Origin of the sequence: Tatumella morbirosei, from assembly GCF_000757425.2 — a bacterium.
Classification (GTDB): Bacteria; Pseudomonadota; Gammaproteobacteria; order Enterobacterales; family Enterobacteriaceae; genus Tatumella; species Tatumella morbirosei.
Map to the genome: position 1 here is coordinate 37,004 of NZ_JPKR02000003.1, position 17,585 is coordinate 54,588.

Annotated in this window: 18 protein-coding genes and 1 pseudogene; 10 read left to right on the forward strand and 9 right to left on the reverse strand. The window is 52.4% G+C overall.

What is annotated here, in order from left to right:
- Window positions 1-16 precede the first annotated feature (16 nt).
- The 4 genes from HA49_RS03035 to HA49_RS03050 all read left to right on the forward strand — a co-directional run bounded on the left by HA49_RS03035 (window position 17) and on the right by HA49_RS03050 (window position 4,593).
- Window positions 17-1,222 carry an MFS transporter gene (locus tag HA49_RS03035; protein ID WP_038020487.1) on the forward strand — a complete coding sequence of 402 codons (1,206 nt, stop codon included), beginning with the start codon at window positions 17-19 and terminating at the stop codon, window positions 1,220-1,222.
- Between the two features lie 75 nt (window positions 1,223-1,297).
- Window positions 1,298-2,152 (forward strand): N-acyl homoserine lactonase family protein, encoded by an 855-nt coding sequence (locus HA49_RS03040; protein WP_038020488.1) that lies wholly within the window; start codon window positions 1,298-1,300, stop codon window positions 2,150-2,152.
- A gap of 178 nt (window positions 2,153-2,330) precedes the next feature.
- Window positions 2,331-3,332: a zinc-binding alcohol dehydrogenase family protein gene (locus HA49_RS03045; protein ID WP_038020489.1), complete on the forward strand. Its 1,002-nt coding sequence runs from the start codon at window positions 2,331-2,333 to the stop codon at window positions 3,330-3,332.
- A 64-nt stretch (window positions 3,333-3,396) separates the two neighbouring features.
- Complete coding sequence (locus HA49_RS03050) at window positions 3,397-4,593, forward strand: L-dopachrome tautomerase-related protein (RefSeq protein ID WP_038020490.1); 1,197 nt, start codon at window positions 3,397-3,399, stop codon at window positions 4,591-4,593.
- Window positions 4,594-4,785: 192 nt separating this feature from the next.
- Here HA49_RS03050 and HA49_RS03055 read toward each other — a convergent pair whose 3' ends face one another.
- The 5 genes from HA49_RS03055 to pth form a co-directional block, all read right to left on the reverse strand.
- Window positions 4,786-5,079 carry a LysR family transcriptional regulator gene (locus HA49_RS03055; RefSeq protein WP_038020492.1) on the reverse strand — a complete coding sequence of 98 codons (294 nt, stop codon included), beginning with the start codon at window positions 5,077-5,079 and terminating at the stop codon, window positions 4,786-4,788.
- A 1-nt stretch (window position 5,080) separates the two neighbouring features.
- Window positions 5,081-5,326 carry a cupin domain-containing protein gene (locus HA49_RS21575; RefSeq protein ID WP_211259041.1) on the reverse strand — a complete coding sequence of 82 codons (246 nt, stop codon included), beginning with the start codon at window positions 5,324-5,326 and terminating at the stop codon, window positions 5,081-5,083.
- Between the two features lie 160 nt (window positions 5,327-5,486).
- Window positions 5,487-6,023 carry a carboxymuconolactone decarboxylase family protein gene (locus HA49_RS03065; protein ID WP_038020493.1) on the reverse strand — a complete coding sequence of 179 codons (537 nt, stop codon included), beginning with the start codon at window positions 6,021-6,023 and terminating at the stop codon, window positions 5,487-5,489.
- Between the two features lie 738 nt (window positions 6,024-6,761).
- Entirely contained in the window at window positions 6,762-7,853 is a 1,092-nt protein-coding gene (gene ychF / locus HA49_RS03070; RefSeq protein ID WP_038020494.1) for a redox-regulated ATPase YchF, read from the reverse strand.
- A gap of 115 nt (window positions 7,854-7,968) precedes the next feature.
- Window positions 7,969-8,556, reverse strand: a complete 588-nt coding sequence (pth, locus tag HA49_RS03075; protein ID WP_038020496.1) for an aminoacyl-tRNA hydrolase — start codon at window positions 8,554-8,556, stop codon at window positions 7,969-7,971.
- Between the two features lie 187 nt (window positions 8,557-8,743).
- Between pth and HA49_RS03080 the strand changes: the two genes are divergently transcribed.
- Window positions 8,744-9,013: a DUF2583 family protein gene (locus HA49_RS03080; protein ID WP_414716476.1), complete on the forward strand. Its 270-nt coding sequence runs from the start codon at window positions 8,744-8,746 to the stop codon at window positions 9,011-9,013.
- On the opposite strand, the gene HA49_RS03085 is transcribed toward HA49_RS03080, so the two are convergent.
- From HA49_RS03085 to lolB, 4 genes are all read right to left on the reverse strand, one after another.
- Window positions 8,993-10,144, reverse strand: a complete 1,152-nt coding sequence (locus HA49_RS03085; protein ID WP_038020497.1) for a GGDEF domain-containing protein — start codon at window positions 10,142-10,144, stop codon at window positions 8,993-8,995. The two genes, HA49_RS03080 and HA49_RS03085, sit on opposite strands and share 21 nt — an antisense overlap.
- 234 nt (window positions 10,145-10,378) lie before the next feature.
- Window positions 10,379-11,326, reverse strand: a complete 948-nt coding sequence (gene prs, locus HA49_RS03090; RefSeq protein ID WP_025901877.1) for a ribose-phosphate diphosphokinase — start codon at window positions 11,324-11,326, stop codon at window positions 10,379-10,381.
- Window positions 11,327-11,437: 111 nt separating this feature from the next.
- The gene (ispE, locus tag HA49_RS03095) at window positions 11,438-12,307 is read right to left on the reverse strand and encodes a 4-(cytidine 5'-diphospho)-2-C-methyl-D-erythritol kinase (protein ID WP_038020499.1); all 870 of its coding nucleotides are present in this window, start codon (window positions 12,305-12,307) and stop codon (window positions 11,438-11,440) included.
- Window positions 12,304-12,930, reverse strand: a complete 627-nt coding sequence (gene lolB, locus HA49_RS03100; protein ID WP_038020500.1) for a lipoprotein insertase outer membrane protein LolB — start codon at window positions 12,928-12,930, stop codon at window positions 12,304-12,306. Before lolB ends, ispE begins: the two co-directional genes overlap by 4 nt.
- 211 nt (window positions 12,931-13,141) lie before the next feature.
- Between lolB and hemA the strand changes: the two genes are divergently transcribed.
- From hemA to sirB1, 5 genes and pseudogenes are all read left to right on the forward strand, one after another.
- Window positions 13,142-14,398, forward strand: coding sequence for a glutamyl-tRNA reductase (gene hemA, locus HA49_RS03105; RefSeq protein ID WP_038020501.1), 1,257 nt, complete (start codon window positions 13,142-13,144; stop codon window positions 14,396-14,398).
- 42 nt (window positions 14,399-14,440) lie between these two features.
- Window positions 14,441-15,524 (forward strand): annotated as a pseudogene (gene prfA / locus HA49_RS03110) (peptide chain release factor 1).
- Window positions 15,524-16,357, forward strand: a complete 834-nt coding sequence (prmC, locus tag HA49_RS03115; protein ID WP_038020505.1) for a peptide chain release factor N(5)-glutamine methyltransferase — start codon at window positions 15,524-15,526, stop codon at window positions 16,355-16,357. The pseudogene prfA and the gene prmC overlap by 1 nt, the downstream one beginning before the upstream one ends.
- A gap of 15 nt (window positions 16,358-16,372) precedes the next feature.
- Window positions 16,373-16,771: a SirB2 family protein gene (locus HA49_RS03120; protein ID WP_038020506.1), complete on the forward strand. Its 399-nt coding sequence runs from the start codon at window positions 16,373-16,375 to the stop codon at window positions 16,769-16,771.
- A complete protein-coding gene (gene sirB1 / locus HA49_RS03125) occupies window positions 16,768-17,577 on the forward strand; it encodes an invasion regulator SirB1 (RefSeq protein WP_038020507.1) in 810 nt (269 codons plus the stop codon). Before HA49_RS03120 ends, sirB1 begins: the two co-directional genes overlap by 4 nt.
- The last annotated feature ends 8 nt before the right edge of the window (window positions 17,578-17,585 follow it).

The following is a 17,585-nucleotide window of genomic DNA, read 5'->3' on the forward strand; positions in this document are numbered from 1 at the left end:
AAATTAAGGCTTTCTGATGCACACTCCTCTCACGTCTGCCCGTTTCGCTTTCTGGACAAGCACTGCCGTCGTGGCGCATACACTCTGGACCAGCGCGGCCCCTGCGATGATCTATCCGCTTTATGCGACGCAGTGGAAGCTGTCGATGACGGTGCTGGCGATCATTTTTGGTCTCTATCCCCTGAGTGTGGTCCTGACGATGCTGCTCTCGGCCGGTCTGTCCGACAAGTTGGGTCGCAAACGCGTCATGCTGGCAGGGCTTTTCAGCTCCGCCGCCGGGGTACTGATGTTTGCTGTGGCCGGAGACGTCGCTACGCTAATGGCGGGACGGATACTGATGGGGATAGGCGTCGGGCTGTCTGCTGGCCCTTCTGCCGCAGCCCTGGTCGACTATGCCGGAGAAGGGGGATCCGCTCGCTCTTCCTCCGTTACCCTGGGCGCTCAGTCGGTGGGTTTCGCCGGTGCGCTGCTGCTGGCGGGGGCATTGGTAACGTGGGCGCCCGCGCCCACGCGTCTGAGCTTTTACGTGCTGTTCGCGCTGCTGCTTGTGCTTTTCCTGCTATGCCTTTTAATCCCGTCTGACCGACCCTCCGGGGTAACCCGTCGCCTGCTGGCGCGTCCTCAGATTCCCCCCTATCTGCGCCGGAACTTTGCTCATGCCGCGCTGGCGATGATGGGGGCCTATACGCATGGCGTACTGATTTCCTCCCTCGGTGCACAGGTCGCACGCAACCTGATTGGTTCACCGAGCGCGTGGATTAACAGCCTGGCGCTGGCGCTGTTTCCGGTGACGCTCGGACTTGCAGGTGGTCTCGTAAGAAAAATCGAAGCACGGCAGGCTATCGTAATGGGTTCCGTACTGTCCGTGGCGGGAATGGTGAGCCTGTGCGTTTCTGTCTCTGCTCACAGCCTGGCGTATTTTGTGGGCGCCTCGCTGGTATCGGGTGCCGGATACGCCGCCATGACGTTCGGCGGACTGGCGATGATAGCGCGGGAGACCCGCCCCGAAGACAGGGGAAACGCCATGTCTATGGTTTTTGTCTTTGCTTATCTGTTTACCGGCGGGCTGGCTATTGCGTTGGGTAAAACGGCCACAGTCCTGAGCCTTTCTGCTGCCGTTTATACCGGAGCCTTCATCCTTATCGCGGTCTGTCTGGTGCTGATTATTCTGGGTCTGTATCAGCGGCGCCAGCGTCAGACGTTTCCCGTAAACGATGCCTGAAAACTGATTTTCCCTGAAGCAGACAGGGATAACCCTGCGATGCGAAAAATATTTAACTGAAATGTGGAGAAGAAAATGGCCTTAAAAATATTTCCCCTTAACCTTGGCAACATCACACTGGACAAATCGGGACTGGTGTTATTCCAGGACGCCGGGACCAGAACCACCATTCCCACACTGTCCTTTTTGATCACCGGCGGCGAATACCCGGTGCTGATCGATTCGGGTTCGCGTTCCACGTCGTACTACAGCCAGTTTGGCTTTGAGGCGGAGCAGACGCGCGAAATGACGCTGGAGTGGAACATCGCACAGCATGGCCTCACGCCTGCGGATATCCGCTATGTTATCCACACCCATGCGCATGTTGACCACGCCGGCGGCGACTACCTTTTTCCCATGACCACCACAGTCAGCCTTTCCCGCCGTGAGCTCTCTTTTGCCGCCTCTGGGATTATGGGGCCGGCCATGTATGCTCTTGAGGATACGCGTCACCTGCTCGACAGACTTTACACGCGGGGCGCGTTGCGCCTGTTTGACGTGGACGGCAGCTTTGAGGAAGAAGTGATCCCGGGCGTAACGGTGCGCCTGAGCGGGGGGCACACTCCGGGCTCGATTTCCGTTTTGGTGGAGACTGATGGAGGGCTGGCAAACATCTGCGGAGACGTGGTGTATAACCTGGAGGGTAGTCTCATCGATCCTTTCCTCGACAGCCTGAACCCCGGCGAGCCGACCATCACCGGTAATCGGGCAATGTCCACGCTGGAAGAAAAAACGGCCATCAAGAAAGCACTATCTGGCGTGCGGTTTATGCTGCCGAGTCATGATATTCCGGCGCTGGTTCAGGGAGGGAGAGTTGTGGGTCTTCTGCATAACGCCATCTCAAATCCCGAAGCCCGCGTTACCGACGTGTCGGCCTATCGCCTTCTGTAATTCCTCCGGGCCTGCGGGCCCGTTTTTTTGTCCGTTCGCCGTGGTCTGTATTTTCATTCCGCGAGTGAAAGTGCTGATGCCGTTACCCCGTTTTTCTGCGACATCACCTCCCGTACTCTTCACATAACGCACCGACACTTCGGTGAGATATGACACCTAAATGACACGGGAACACATCATGAAAGCGATCGTTTATACCCAGCACGGACTACCCATTACTGACCCCCGTTCTCTCTTTGAAACCGAACTGCCAAAGCCTCAGCCGGCTGGTCACGACCTGCTGGTGAAAATCCGGGCCATTTCCGTCAATCCTGCTGACACGAAAGTGCGCGCCAGCTCGCCCGTCACGCAGCCACGTATTCCTGGCTGGGACGCGGTGGGCATCGTTGAAGCCACTGGTGAAGACGTCACACTGTTCAGACCGGGTGATGAGGTGTACTACGCCGGCTCCATTATCCGCCCCGGATCTTATGCAGAATACAGCCTGGTTGATGAGCGTATTGCTGCCCATAAACCGGCTTCCCTGACCGACGCCGAAGCGGCTGCGCTGCCACTCACGTCCCTGACCGCCTGGGAACTACTCTTTGACCGCCTGGAGGTCACCGGGGGGCACGGTGATGCGATCCTCATCATAGGTGCGGGCGGCGGTGTGGGTTCAGTGCTCACTCAGCTGGCCAGCAAGCTGACAGACCTGCGCGTTATCGGCACCGCCTCACGCGCGGAAACGGCGGAGTGGGTGCGTAAACTCGGCGCCCATGACGTCATCGATCACTCCCGTCCGCTGCTGGAAGGCCTGCGTGAAATCGGTGTGTCTTCCGTACGCTACGTTGCAAGCCTAACGCACACAGATAAGCACTATCAGCAGATTGTGGAAGTACTGGCGCCACAGGGCCGACTGGCAGTAATCGACGACCCGGACACATTGGACGCGGTGCCGCTCAAGCGCAAAGCCGTTTCACTGCACTGGGAACTCATGTTCACCCGCTCTATGTTCCAGACCCCGGACATGATCCGTCAGAACGAGATTCTGGAGAGCGTACGCCGCCTGATTGAGGATGGCACGTTGCGCACCACGAAAGGTGAACATTACGGAAAAATCAGCGCGGATAACCTTCGCCAGGCTCATGCATTTATCGAAAGCGGCCGGGCGCGCGGAAAAATCGTGCTGGAAGGCTTCTGATTACCCTGCCGGTCGGTAGCAGGCTCGCTGGCTGGTCCATTCAATAACTCAGGAAGATACACTGATGAAAACATGTATGATGAAAACGGCATTAGCGCTGTCTGTGGCGCTGATAGCAGGCACGGCCACCCTGAATGCTCTGGCGGAAGACGCCCACGAGTTGCCAGCCATTAGCGGGCTGGCTCAGGATCGCGCGATCGGCAAACCGGAAGTGGTCGCAACATTCAGCGGCGCCATGCCGACAGGGATCACCGTTACTAAAACGGGCCGTATCTTTGTTAACTTCCCGCGCTGGGGTGATGACGTTCCGTTTACCGTGGCCGAATTAAAAGGCAACAAGCTCGTGCCTTACCCTGACGCCACGATAAATACCGCTGATAATGCAGCTCCCCGCACGCATCTTCTGAGCGTGCAGAGCGTGGTGGCCGACGGCCGGGGCTGCGTCTGGATACTGGATACCGCCGCGCCAGGTTTTTCAAAACCTGTGGCAGGCGGCGCGAAGCTTGTCGCGGTTGACCTGAAAACTAATCAGGTTGAGAAAACAGTTGTTTTCCCGGCTGATGTGATCAAACCCACCACCTACGTCAACGACATGCGCTTTGACTTTCGCATCGGTAAGGCCGGTGTGGCGTACGTGACCGATTCCTCACTATCCGGTACTGGAGCGATTATTGTCATTGACCTGGACACTGGTAAAGCACTACGCCGTCTGGAAGGAGACCGTTCTACGTCCCCTGAGGCCGGTTTTTCACCCGTAGTAGAAGGTGAAACGCTGCTTCAGCGTCATGCGGACGGCACTACCGCACCGTTCAGCGTAGCCTCCGACGGCATCGCCATCTCCCCGGACGGTAAAACTCTTTACTACAGCCCGTTGTCGGGACGTCACCTGTATGCCGTTTCCACGGCGATGCTTCGGGATCCTACTGTCACTGAGGCTCAGCTCTCGGCGGCTGTAAAAGATTTGGGTGAAAAAGGGGCGTCAGACGGGCTGGAAAGTGATGCGAAGGGCACAATTTATGCCGGTGACTATGAACGTAATGCCATCCGTAAGCTTCCGGTAGGCGGTGAATGGACAACCATTGCTCACGGCCCCGAAATTCTGTGGCCAGATACCCTGTCGGTTGGGCCGGATGGTTATCTGTATTTCACCACGAACCAGTTGAACCGTCAGCCAGCCTTCCATGGTGGTAAAGATTTGCGTCAGAAGCCTTATGCCCTGTTACGCATCAGAATTAACGCAGGACCCGCACCAACGCACTAAACCATCTCATCTCAGGGGCCACGGGCCCCTGCTATCAGGAGCAGACATGTTCAGTAAAATGTATGACTTTGATGAAGGCCACATTGATTTTCAGTGAGTGGTAGACGGGTTTTACTATCAGTTTTATATGGAGCGGGCACGTAACGCTTTTTATCGAAGAGGCGCTGACCATACCCGTCCGGAAGGATGTTACTATACAGCCCGGAGGGGAGCAGCGGATAATGCCAGCAGCTTATATTCGGTCTCATCAATAAGCTCAAAAGCGTTTCGGCACTGCTGAAGATAGTTTTCTCCCTGCGGCGTCAGGACCGCCATGCGGTTGAATCGCTCCATCAGCTTTACCCCGAGGCGCGCCAGCAGGAGTCTGACCATTTTGGTCACGGCAGAACGCTTCATGCCAGGCTCTTGTGCTGCTGCTGAAAAGCTGTCAAGCCGCGCGGTTAAAACAAAGGCGGCGATGCCGACGGGGTGAACGGTTCTCTTCATATTACTCCGCGAATAAATCAGACCTGCCGGATACGGCAAGGCTTTCAGAAAAAGTGAAAAGCCCCGGCGCTATACGCCCGAACTCAGCCTTGGTTGAGGGATCCTCCATCCAGAATGTGCCGCCTCCTGAAAGCACGTACAGGTATTCATCGCATTCGCGGTGGAAGTGAGGATGAACGCTACGATAAGCCCGAAATGTACGGATGCTGGCATCCGTACGGTCGGTTAAGTAGATGCCTGCCAGCATGGTGGTGGCAGACTCCGGCAGGTTCCTTGCTATCGCGGCTGGTTTGAAGCGTGCTGACTTCCGCGTAGTATTATCTGTTATGTCAGTTTGCTTAACAGGTTCACAGGCAGTGGCAATGAACAGCAGCAGCGGGTGACACTCCGCCTCTGCTGCACAAGAATCAGCTCACTTTTGGAAAATCAATGACGGTGTCGTTTACGCGGTTAACCATATTGGTAAACAGAATGGCGCTGACAGCACCAATGGTATCCACAACCTGCTGGTCGCTGAAGCCGGCTTCACGGAAAGTATGAACGCGATCCGCTGCCACGGTTCCCCTGGTCGATACCAGGTACTGAACAAACTGAACCAGTGCGTCAATGCGTGCATCAGAGCTAAAACGGGCTTCGCGTAACTCACGCGTTTGATCGTCTGTGTATCCGGCCTTTTTAGCCATCAGCGTATGGGCGGCAAGACAGTAGTCACAGCCCGACTCTTCGCTTACTGCGAGGTTAATGGCTTCCAGCTCGCGCGCGCTGAGGCTTCCTTTGTGCAACGTGGCGTTCAGTTGCAGCATCTGTTCAAGGATTTCCGGGGACTGAGTTCCTATGGTCAGATAGGCGTTAGGGACTTTACCCATGCTGCGTTTAATCACACTGAACAGCTGTGCAGTTTTACCGGTGGCTTCGCTTTCAGTAATCGTTTGTAAGCGGTTCATGGCTTTACTCCTGATTTCATTGTATTAAATATTCAGCTAACAGACCCTTAAGTGCTTTGTCGCGCTGAGTTCAGGAGCACAATACTGCGGGAGGAGAGAAGCAAAAAGTCAGTGTCCAGTTTAAGACTTACACTAGCGGAGTGAAAATCCGCGCCAGAACAATCTACCTTAAACGAACGGGACAAGGGGAGGTATTGGATTTTTTACACCAGTTCAAAATTAGTCTGGTCATAAGCACTGTGAATATCAGTATGCTGAGTAAAAGTTATAGAGATCTGATGTGCGGGGGGATGTATCAGGCCAGAGGGATGGTACTGCAGCCAAAATCGTCTCCTGGAGTGAGGTCATTACATTCGTGACAACTGTCTTTACGATTCCCGTGCTTGATCAGCAAGTTCATCTGGATCCCATTCCTTTTCCCGGAACTTTTACGCTGTAATTTCAGTTGAAATCGAGGGCTCTGGCCTATAACTCGATAAATCCGGCGGGTAAGAAAGACATTAGTCTTTAGGCTATTTAATCTTGTTTCAGATTCATGGCAGGGTTGTAAATGACCTGGCAACCATGACTGATCCCGGGGGATGAGTTTCTCAACGATTTATTTTCCGGTTTTGATGGTATTGAGCCGTCATTCCGGTTTTCTATGCAGTGCTCACAGAAAAAATCCACACCTAAGCGTGGATTTTCATTACTATGCCTGACTACGCGAAAGGCTATCCTTTCATGCAGTTTTAAGCATCAGACATTAAACAGGAAGTTCATAACATCGCCGTCTTTGACGATATAGTCTTTTCCTTCGGCGCGCATTTTGCCGGCTTCTTTGGCACCTTGTTCCCCTTTGCAGGCCACAAAGTCATCAAAGGCGATGGTCTGGGCGCGGATAAAGCCTTTTTCGAAGTCGGTGTGGATTTTACCGGCGGCCTGTGGGGCGGTAGCGCCGACAGGGATGGTCCAGGCACGGACTTCTTTAACACCTGCGGTGAAGTAGGTTTGCAGGTTGAGCAGGGCATAACCGGCACGGATGACGCGGTTCAGACCAGGTTCTTCCAGGCCCAGTTCGGCCATAAACTCTTCACGGTCAGCATCGTCCAGTTCAGCGATATCAGATTCAACTGCTGCACAGACCGGAACCACGACAGAGCCTTCCTGATCGGCAATCGCACGCACCTGGTCGAGGAACGGGTTGTTCTCGAAACCATCTTCGGTAACGTTGGCAATGTACATAGTTGGTTTCAGGGTCAGGAAGCTCAGGTAACGAATCAGCGCTTTTTCGTCTTCATCCAGACCCAGAGCGCGCAGCATACCGGCGTTCTCCAGCTGTGGCAGACATTTTTCAAGCACTTCCAGCTCAGCTTTAGCGTCTTTATCGCCGCCTTTGGCTTTTTTCTGTAAGCGATGAATAGCACGCTCACAGGTGTCCAGGTCGGACAGCGCCAGTTCGGTGTTAATCACTTCGATATCGTCGGCAGGGCTGACTTTACCGGCAACGTGAATGATATTGTCATCTTCGAAACAACGTACCACATGGCCGATAGCTTCGGTTTCACGGATGTTGGTCAGAAACTGGTTTCCCAGACCTTCCCCTTTGGAAGCGCCTTTCACCAGACCGGCAATATCAACAAATTCCATCGTGGTGGCGATGGTGCGCTGCGGTTTTACGATTTCTGCCAGCTTATCCAGACGCGGGTCAGGCATGGGAACCACGCCGGTATTAGGTTCAATGGTACAAAACGGAAAGTTAGCCGCCTCGATACCTGCTTTAGTCAGCGCGTTAAACAGGGTGGATTTACCAACATTTGGCAGGCCCACGATACCGCATTTAAATCCCATGCTTGAGTTACCTTATAACGTATTGGCGGCTGCACACCAGGCAGCCGTCGGATCTGTAAAATTTCGCCGCATTATACACACAACCGGCCATGAAGGCGCGGATTTCCGGCAGGGTTCAGCCAGCTTTAAATGCGTGCAGTCGATTCATCGCTTTCAGAAGATCATCTTTCAGCCACACTTCGGTGCAGCGTGCCGCTTCATCAATCGCCTCGTCAATCAGTTTCTGTTCACTCTGAGGGGGTTTACCCAGTACGAAACCGGTGACTTTATTACGGTCGCCAGGGTGTCCAATCCCGATGCGCAGGCGGTGAAAATTAGGGTTGTTGCCCAGTTTACTGATGATATCTTTTAACCCGTTGTGGCCACCGTGACCGCCCCCCAGCTTAAATTTTGCGACGCCTGGCGGCATATCCAGTTCATCGTGAGCCACCAGAATCTCTTCAGGAGCGATACGATAAAAAGTGGCCATCGCAGCCACGGCTTTACCACTCAGGTTCATAAAAGTGGTGGGTACCAGCAGGCGGACATCATTACCGGCCAGATTTAGCCGCGCGGTGTAGCCATAAAATTTTGGCTCTTCCTTTAACGACTGATTATGCCGTTCTGCCAGCAGGTCCAGGTACCAGGCTCCGGCATTATGCCGTGTTGCGGCATATTCCGCGCCAGGGTTTGCCAGTCCCACAATCAGTTTAATGCTGCTCACTATTTCTTTCCTGCTGTGATTCGAAAACGCTTATTTTACTGTGTGGCAGGCAGAAGCACAAAGGCCTGTGAAGATCGCATGAAATGTTCATTAAGTTACCGGTTTGTGATCTGTGTAGCAGTGAAGTGTAAAGTTGTTAATTAAAATTTTATTTAATTGTTCAACTGTTCGCTGTGCGGGGAGAGACATGATGAAACATAAACAGTGTCTGATGTACGGGAATACACTCATGGGAGCCGGGCTGGTGGTCATTCTGGCCGGCATAGTCGTGGCAGTACTGAATCAGCTGCCGTCGTTTCACCTGCCGGATCTGGCAGTGGGGTTGGCGATATTTGCCATCTTCCTTGGGGCATTGTTATGGCTGACGGGAGCGCAATTAGGCGGCCGGGAAAAAGTCTGTGACCGCTATTTTTTATTGCGTTACAACGGCTGCAAATTACACACCCGTCATAAATAACTGAAAACAGACCCGGTTACGGCCGCTGGTTTTCGCCTGATACAGGGCAAAGTCAGCGGTTTCCAGCAAACTGTTTAGCGACGGCTTACGGGTATCGTTAATTGATCCGGTGGTAAATCCAATACTTACCGTATAAGGAATCGGGCTGCTGAGCGACTGTTCGGCTGCCTGTCGGATTTGTTCGCATAATTCACCCGCTTGTTGCTGGTTCAGTAACCCGATAGCCGCAAACTCCTCACCTCCGAGTCGCGCAAAGCAGAGATGAGGGGGGATTTTTTCACTCACCCGGCGGCAAAAATCCAACAGTATTTCATCCCCTTTAAAGTGACCGTGGGTATCATTAATCGATTTAAAATGATCAAGATCGAAAATAATCGCGGTACAGGGGCGTTGCTGGCTACGCCTGATAATATCGGCAGCCACCAGATAAAGTCCCCGTCGGTTTAAGGTGTTAGTCAGCGGATCGATCTGTGACATCCGGTCAAGCTTCATCTGGCTGCGTTCATTCACCATGGCCAGCAGGGTAAAGGATAATCCGATAATAAATAAAATAGACTCAAGAATGACATATAAAGAAAAATGACTGCCGCCGATAGCCCCGTTACGGCTGTCCGGGACAAACTGATCGAACAGTAGCCGGGCAAACTGAAATAACAGATGAATAGAAACCAGCACTATCGCCGGCCAGAATGTCGTTTTGATTATTTGCCTTAGTCTGCATAGTTCATAAAAGAATGCAGCGCTATACAGCCCACATAACAATGTAATGGTGACGATACGTGACGGCAGATTATGATAAAAAGCGGGAGAGAGACAGAACAGCGGCCACAGCAGGCAACTGCTCAGCCACAGATAGCCCACAGGACGTTCTCCGAGTGAACGCATGATATTAACCATCAGACCGTAGCTGAGTAAAAGCAACGTGTTCGAGACCACTACCGGTAAAAAATGATACCCTTTGCTACGCAGGCTGCTGAGGAAAACCGCACTCATGGTCATGGCCAGAATTAATGCCATATAGCCGAGTTCACGCTGGCGTTTACCGCCCAGCCAGGCAAAAACATAAATAATGGTCAGGAATCCCAGAATATATAATTCGCAAATAAACAGTGTGTAAATATCAAGTAACATATGCCTTCCCCGAATAAGGCGCTAAATTAAGCAATGCACCAATATAAGTAAATGGTCTGACTTAATAACCGGCAGATGGGTTAATTTATTTTCCCGGCAAGAAATCACAAAAAATAGGTCAATAATTATAGCGGCAGGGATTTGTTATTTTTAACAGATAAGCAACACAGTCATTTTAATCAAAAAGACCGGACATGAAGCCCGGTCTTTTAATTATCAACACTTAAGCAATAATTAGTGCTCAAACATCGCTGAAATAGATTCTTCATTGCTGATACGACGAATCGCTTCAGCCAGCATACCAGATAATGTCAGAGTACGGACATTAGGCAGTGCTTTAATTTCAGGAGACAACGGAATCGTGTCACACACCACGACTTCATCAATCACTGAATTACGCAGGTTTTCCAGCGCATTCCCGGAGAAGATAGGGTGAGTGGCATAGGCAAAAACACGTTTGGCACCACGATCTTTCAGTGCTTCAGCCGCTTTGCACAGCGTACCACCGGTATCGATCATGTCATCCACCAGCACACAATCACGGCCGGCGACATCACCAATAATGTGCATGACCTGAGAAACGTTAGCCCGTGGGCGACGTTTATCGATAATAGCCATATCCGCATCGTTCAACAGCTTAGCCACCGCACGGGCACGCACTACACCGCCAATATCCGGGGAAACCACAATAGGATTTTCCAGATTCAGCTGTAACATATCTTCCAGCAGAATCGGGCTGCCAAATACGTTGTCTACCGGTACGTCAAAGAAGCCCTGAATCTGTTCGGCATGCAGGTCGACCGTCAAAACACGGTCAACACCAACGCTTGACAGGAAGTCGGCAACGACTTTTGCGGTAATCGGGACACGCGCAGAACGAACGCGACGATCCTGGCGGGCATAACCAAAGTAAGGGATAACTGCAGTAATACGACCGGCAGAGGCACGACGCAGCGCGTCAACCATGACTACCAGTTCCATCAGGTTATCGTTAGTTGGCGCACAGGTGGACTGAATGATAAAAATATCACCACCACGTACGTTTTCATTAATCTGAACACTGACTTCACCATCACTGAAACGGCCGACAGCGGCGTCCCCGAGGTTAGTGTAAAGACGGTTGGCTATGCGTTGCGCTAGTTCCGGGGTGGCGTTACCAGCAAAAAGCTTCATATCGGGCACGAGAAAAACCTCAGGCTTTACGTCCAGAGAACCCTCTGCGTGGTGTCGCAGAGCAGGTTCACACAGGTGTATAAATGCGATACGCGCAGTATCTGGAACAGGTTGATACTGTCACGCACACGCTGATCTCTCAGATAACGTTGTTTGAAGCGGTGAAGTATTCACCCCACGCGCTACAAATGCCGTTATCCACTCAGGAGAGAGTTCAAGAACCCGCCGGGCAGCTTCCTCGGAATCAAACTCAGCAAACACACAGGCGCCGGTCCCGGTCAGGCGTGATGGCGCGTATTCTAACAGCCAGACCAGCAATTCATCAACCTTACGAAAACGTTTTCTTACGACTGGCTCACAATCATTCTGCCAGTTGCTATTCATTAGCTGGTTTAATGTCCGGTGCGGGCTGTTACGGGTCAACTGCGGATCACTAAATACCAGTGGGGTAGGGATACTGACCCCGGGATGGGCCACCAGATACCATTTCTCGGGTGGGGTGGCCGGGTGGAGTTGTTCCCCAACCCCTTCGGCAAAGGCTGAAAAGCCGCGCACAAATACCGGGACATCCGCCCCCAGTTGCAGACCCAGTGCGGCGAGAAATTCCGCAGAATATCCACATTGCCACAGCTGGTTCAGTGCCACCAGTACCGTGGCAGCATTCGAGGAACCGCCACCCAGTCCACCCCCCATCGGGATTTTCTTCTCTACGGCAAACACTGCACCGGCATTTTCTGTTACCCGGTTATCCTTAAGCGCTGCGGCTTTAAGCAGCCGTGCCGCGCGGATAATTAAATTATCCTCATCGGCGACAGCCGTGACGGGTTGTGCCATGACCAGCCGACCGTCAAGGGAGATTTCGATCTGCAGGCTGTCGCCGTAATCCAGAAACTGAAACAGCGTTTGCAGGTTGTGATAGCCATCGCTGCGCTGCCCGGTGATATATAGGAACAGATTCAGTTTTGCCGGGCTGGGCCAGGTTGTCTTCATGGCAGTTTCCAGCTATCCATACGCAGTTTGATGGTTAAATCTCCGGTGGTGACTTCCAAATCTGCTGGCAGAGCCGGTTTAACATCCTGACGATAGGCATTAATGGTCACCTTCCAGGTCTGGCCGTCCTGAGTATAGGTAGCGGTGCGTAACTGGTAGTTGTCATTCAGAGTATAGTTACTGGCAGAGCCCGGCAGACCCAGCATCCACTGGCGGAGGTTTTCCAGCGGAATTTTCATTCCGGTCAGCTCAGAAATCATTTTGGTCGCGTCATGACTGAAATAGCGTTTACCGGTGTTATCCACCAGTTGTACGGTCTCTCCCTGGGTATCAAGCTGCATTTCGGTACTGCCCAGTGGATTGGTCAACAGTAACCGGTAACGATCGCCGGCGGTTTGTTGCCAGTTATAACGGGCATAGACTTTTTGCCGTTCAGACAGATAGGCAAATGCCCCCCGGGTCTGGAATGCGGTGACCTGTTTGACTTCACTGACATGTTGCTTCCATTGTGCGGAATCCGGACTTTTCCCGGGACCCTGTGGCGCGTTAGTCACACAGGCGGTTAACAGCAGACTGGCAAAAGGTAACAGCCGAACCAGCCGGCGGGTATTGGTTAATCTCACGTAGTCATCTCCTCAGACCCGGATTTTACTGCAGATGGGCTAAACGCTACCGTCCCGGCATTTAACCGTCAATGCTATTCAGGGATTATTGTGTGGCATCAGGTTAATCTTATTACAGTCATAGCTTTTGTATGGCTTTTCTTGATCTGACTCATCTTGTAGAATAGTCCTATAACCCTGACATTATTGGGACAACCCAACCACAATTGCCATGACGCTTCTAGCACTCGGAATCAATCACAAAACGGCACCTGTCGCATTGCGCGAACGGGTATCTTTTGGGCCGGACACACTTGATAAAGCGCTGGACAGCCTGTTATCACAGCCAAAAGTACAAAGTGGCGTGGTACTCTCAACCTGCAACCGCACTGAGTTATACCTGAGTGTGGACGAAAATGATGATATACAGGAACAGTTGGTGCGCTGGCTGTGCAGTTATCATCAGCTGAAAGAGGAAGATGTCAGACAGAGCCTGTACTGGCATGAAAACAATGCTGCGGTCAGCCATCTGATGCGCGTGGCCAGCGGCCTCGATTCGCTGGTGTTGGGTGAGCCACAAATCCTCGGTCAGGTAAAAAAAGCGTTCGCTGAATCTCAGCGCGGCCACGTACTGAACAGTGAACTGGAAAGGATGTTCCAGAAAACCTTCTCGGTCGCCAAGCGGGTACGTACCGAAACCGATATCGGTGCCAGTGCAGTATCGGTGGCGTTTGCTGCCTGTACGCTGGCGCGGCAGATTTTCGAATCACTGTCTAAAGTCACCGTATTGCTGGTTGGGGCAGGGGAAACGATTGAACTGGTGGCTCGCCATCTGCGCGAGCATCAGGTAAAAAAACTGATTATTGCTAACCGCACCCGTGAGCGTGCCCAGCGTCTGGCAGAAGAAGTAGAGGCTGAAGTCATCGAAATTGGCGACATTACTTCACGGTTGCAGGATGCCGATATTATTATTTCCTCCACCGCCAGCCCGCTGCCGATTATCGGTAAAGGGATGGTGGAAAGTGCGCTGAAAGCACGACGTAACCAGCCGATGTTGTTGGTGGATATCGCAGTACCGCGCGATGTGGAACCGGAAGCCGGCAAGCTGGCGAATGCCTATTTATATACCGTGGATGACTTACAGGCAATTATTCAGCAGAATATGGCCCAGCGTGAAGCTGCGGCAGTCGAAGCCGAAAGCATTGTGGTCCATGAAAGTGGTGAGTTTATGTCGTGGCTGCGTGCGCAGTCAGCAGTGACCACCATTCGCGATTATCGTTCCCATGCCGATCAGATCCGTGAAGAACTGGAATCACGGGCAATGTTGGCGCTGGAACAAGGGCAGGATGCTAAAAAGGTCCTGCAGGATCTGGCGCACAAACTCACCAACCGTCTGATTCACGCCCCGACGAAATCTCTTCAGCAGGCTGCCCGTGACGGGGACGATGAACGTCTGCAAATTTTACGTGACGGCCTTGGCATTGAATAATGCCGGGTCGCCCTTTTCTGTGACTGGATAAACCTCAAATACATGAAGACATCAATTGTTGCCAAACTCGAAGCGCTGCAGGAACGCCATGAAGAAGTAGAAGCGTTATTGGGGGATGCCGGGGTTATTGCCGATCAGGAGCGTTTTCGGGCTCTGTCCCGAGAGTATGCTCAGTTAACCGACGTGACCCATTGTTTCCGCCAATGGCAGCAGGTTCAGGAAGATATTGAAACCGCAACACTGATGCTCGATGACCCGGAAATGCGCGATATGGCGCACGACGAACTGCAGGAAGCCAAAAGCCGCAGTGAGACGTTGGAACAGGAATTACAGGTCCTGTTGCTGCCTAAAGACCCGGATGATGAACGTCCGTGTTTCGTTGAAGTTCGTGCCGGCACCGGCGGTGACGAAGCCGCGCTGTTTGCCGGAGATCTGTTCCGGATGTACAGCCGTTATGCCGAAACCAACCGCTGGCGGGTAGAAATTATCAGCGCCAACGAAGGTGAGCATGGTGGTTATAAAGAGGTGATTGCCAAAATTGCCGGTGAGGGTGCTTACGGCCGGCTGAAATTTGAATCCGGCGGCCACCGTGTGCAGCGTGTCCCGGAAACCGAGTCACAGGGGCGTATTCACACTTCAGCCTGTACGGTGGCGATTATGCCGGAAATTCCGGAAGCTGAACTGCCGGAAATTAATCCGTCAGACCTGAAAATCGATACATTCCGTTCATCAGGAGCGGGTGGTCAGCACGTTAACACCACCGATTCCGCGATTCGGATTACCCACCTGCCGACCGGTATTGTGGTGGAGTGCCAGGACGAACGATCACAGCATAAAAACCAAAGCTAAAGCATTGTCAGTGTTAGGGGCTCGTATTCATGCCGCAGAAATGGCGCGTCGCCACGAAGCCGAAGCCTCAGCACGGCGTAACCTGCTGGGCAGTGGTGACCGTTCAGACCGTATTCGTACCTATAACTTCCCACAGGGCAGGGTGACCGACCACCGGATTAACCTGACAATATACCGTCTGGATGAAACGATGGAAGGCAAACTCGATAGCCTGATTGAACCTATTGTTCAGGAGTATCAGGCAGATCAGCTAGCTGCCCTGGCAGGCCAGGATTAATGCGTATCCGGGACTGGCTGGCACACAGCCGTGTGGTGTTACAACACAGTGAAAGTCCGAAACGGGACGGTGAAATCCTGCTCGGTTATGTACTGGAAAAGTCCCGTAGCTGGTTGATTGCGTTTGATGATACCACTCTGACTGCAGCCCAGCAGGAGCGGCTGGATGAGCTGCTGAAGCGCCGCCAGCAAGGTGAACCGGTCGCTCATTTATTAGGTGAACGAGAATTCTGGTCACTGCCACTGAAAGTGAACAACAGCACCCTTATCCCGCGTCCGGATACCGAAATGCTGGTGGAGGTGGCACTGGAATTATTGTCGGAAACACCCTGTGACGTATTGGATCTGGGCACTGGAAGTGGTGCGGTTGCACTGGCGCTCGGTTCAGAGCGTGCGGATTGCGAGATAACTGGCGTGGATCGGGTGGCGGCAGCAGTGATGCTGGCGCAGGAAAATGCGGCACAGCTTGCATTAAATAATTGTCATTTCATGCAGAGTCACTGGTTCAGCCAACTGCCCGCCAGACACTATCAGTTGATCGTCAGCAACCCTCCCTATATCGATGCTGCTGACCACCATTTGCAACAGGGGGATGTACGTTTTGAACCCCTGAGTGCGTTGGTGGCTGAAGAAGGTGGTCTGGCAGATTTACGACATATTATTGATCAAAGTCGTCACTGGCTGCACCCGGCTGGCTGGCTGGCTCTGGAGCATGGCTGGCAACAAGGGGAAGCCGTACGCCTGTTACTGCACCACAGTGGTTACCGGCAGGTCGCGACCCGTAATGATTACGCAGGAAATCCACGGGTCAGTTATGGCCAGTTTATTTCCTAACCGATGGCAGGATAAATGAGCTCTCTTTTTACACCAATACTGACACTGCATCTGATTACCGTTTGTCTGACGGTGATTTTGTTTGTCAGCCGCTTTTACTGGAAAACCGTGAACTCTGTGATGCTGCAGCGTCGCTGGGTGAAAATCACCCCACATATTAATGATACGCTGTTGCTGCTAAGCGGAGTAATGCTGATTTTTATCACCCATTACTTCCCGTTTACTGAAGACGGTCGCTGGCTGACCGAAAAAATATTTGCGGTAGTTCTGTATATCGGCTTAGGATTTATCGCCTTTGGCCGACGTAATTTTTCGCAGTTTACCCGCGGAATTGCATTTTGCGCCGCTCTGTTAATGCTGGGGATTATTCTCTGGCTGGCGATAAACAGAGTGCCGCTACTGGGGATGTTATGAGTTCCGCAACCAATTTTGATTTTACCGACTGCTCATTGTGTGAAGCGATGATCAGAGTGATGCAGCAGATACGTGCTGATTTTCCATCAGACAGTGTACGGCGGCAGTTAGTGCAGATGGTGGACGAGGCACGTGTTCACCTGGCACAGGAAAGCGACGCAGAAAAACAGCTCGAACAACTGATGGAGTTGTTTTACGGTGAGTGGGGCTTTGGCGGCGCCAGCGGGGTTTACCGCTTATCTGATGTGCTGTGGCTGGATAATGTGCTAAAAACCCGTCAGGGTACGGCGGTATCGCTGGGGGCGTTGTTGCTCTATATTGCCGGTGAGTTATCGCTGCCGTTGTTACCGGTGATTTTTCCGACCCAACTGATTGTCCGTGCAGACTGGGTGGACGGTGAGATGTGGTTAATCAATCCGTTTAATGGCGACACCCTGGATGAACATACCCTGGATGTCTGGGTCAAAGGCAGTATGGGGCCGACCTCCACGCTGTATGATGAAGACCTGGATGAATCGGAAATTTCAGTGGTTATCCGCAAAATGCTCGATACCCTGAAGGCCGCTCTGATGGATGAGCAGCAGCTTGAACTGGCGTTAAACGTCAGTGAAGTGTTACTGCAACTCGACCCGGAAGACCCTTACGAAATACGTGACCGTGGACTGATTTATGCACAGCTCGAATGCGAACATATCGCACTGAGTGATTTAAATTATTTTATTGAACAGTGTCCTGAAGATCCTGTCAGTGAAATGATTAAGGTACAGATCCACGCCATTGAAAATAAACAAATCACGCTGCACTAAGCCGCGCT

What these genes read in the sequence shown, in the direction of transcription:
- ychF (WP_038020494.1), bottom strand. Translation starts at nt 7,853, where the DNA reads ATGGGATTTAAATGCGGTATCGTGGGCCTGCCAAATGTTGGTAAATCC.
- HA49_RS03065 (WP_038020493.1), bottom strand. Translation starts at nt 6,023, where the DNA reads ATGAACCGCTTACAAACGATTACTGAAAGCGAAGCCACCGGTAAAACT.
- HA49_RS03080 (WP_414716476.1), top strand. Translation starts at nt 8,744, where the DNA reads ATGATGAAACATAAACAGTGTCTGATGTACGGGAATACACTCATGGGA.
- sirB1 (WP_038020507.1), top strand. Translation starts at nt 16,768, where the DNA reads ATGAGTTCCGCAACCAATTTTGATTTTACCGACTGCTCATTGTGTGAA.
- HA49_RS03045 (WP_038020489.1), top strand. Translation starts at nt 2,331, where the DNA reads ATGAAAGCGATCGTTTATACCCAGCACGGACTACCCATTACTGACCCC.
- HA49_RS03040 (WP_038020488.1), top strand. Translation starts at nt 1,298, where the DNA reads ATGGCCTTAAAAATATTTCCCCTTAACCTTGGCAACATCACACTGGAC.
- HA49_RS03035 (WP_038020487.1), top strand. Translation starts at nt 17, where the DNA reads ATGCACACTCCTCTCACGTCTGCCCGTTTCGCTTTCTGGACAAGCACT.
- HA49_RS21575 (WP_211259041.1), bottom strand. Translation starts at nt 5,326, where the DNA reads ATGCTGGCAGGCATCTACTTAACCGACCGTACGGATGCCAGCATCCGT.
- hemA (WP_038020501.1), top strand. Translation starts at nt 13,142, where the DNA reads ATGACGCTTCTAGCACTCGGAATCAATCACAAAACGGCACCTGTCGCA.
- HA49_RS03085 (WP_038020497.1), bottom strand. Translation starts at nt 10,144, where the DNA reads ATGTTACTTGATATTTACACACTGTTTATTTGCGAATTATATATTCTG.
- ispE (WP_038020499.1), bottom strand. Translation starts at nt 12,307, where the DNA reads ATGAAGACAACCTGGCCCAGCCCGGCAAAACTGAATCTGTTCCTATAT.
- HA49_RS03055 (WP_038020492.1), bottom strand. Translation starts at nt 5,079, where the DNA reads ATGAAGAGAACCGTTCACCCCGTCGGCATCGCCGCCTTTGTTTTAACC.
- HA49_RS03120 (WP_038020506.1), top strand. Translation starts at nt 16,373, where the DNA reads ATGAGCTCTCTTTTTACACCAATACTGACACTGCATCTGATTACCGTT.
- HA49_RS03050 (WP_038020490.1), top strand. Translation starts at nt 3,397, where the DNA reads ATGAAAACATGTATGATGAAAACGGCATTAGCGCTGTCTGTGGCGCTG.
- prmC (WP_038020505.1), top strand. Translation starts at nt 15,524, where the DNA reads ATGCGTATCCGGGACTGGCTGGCACACAGCCGTGTGGTGTTACAACAC.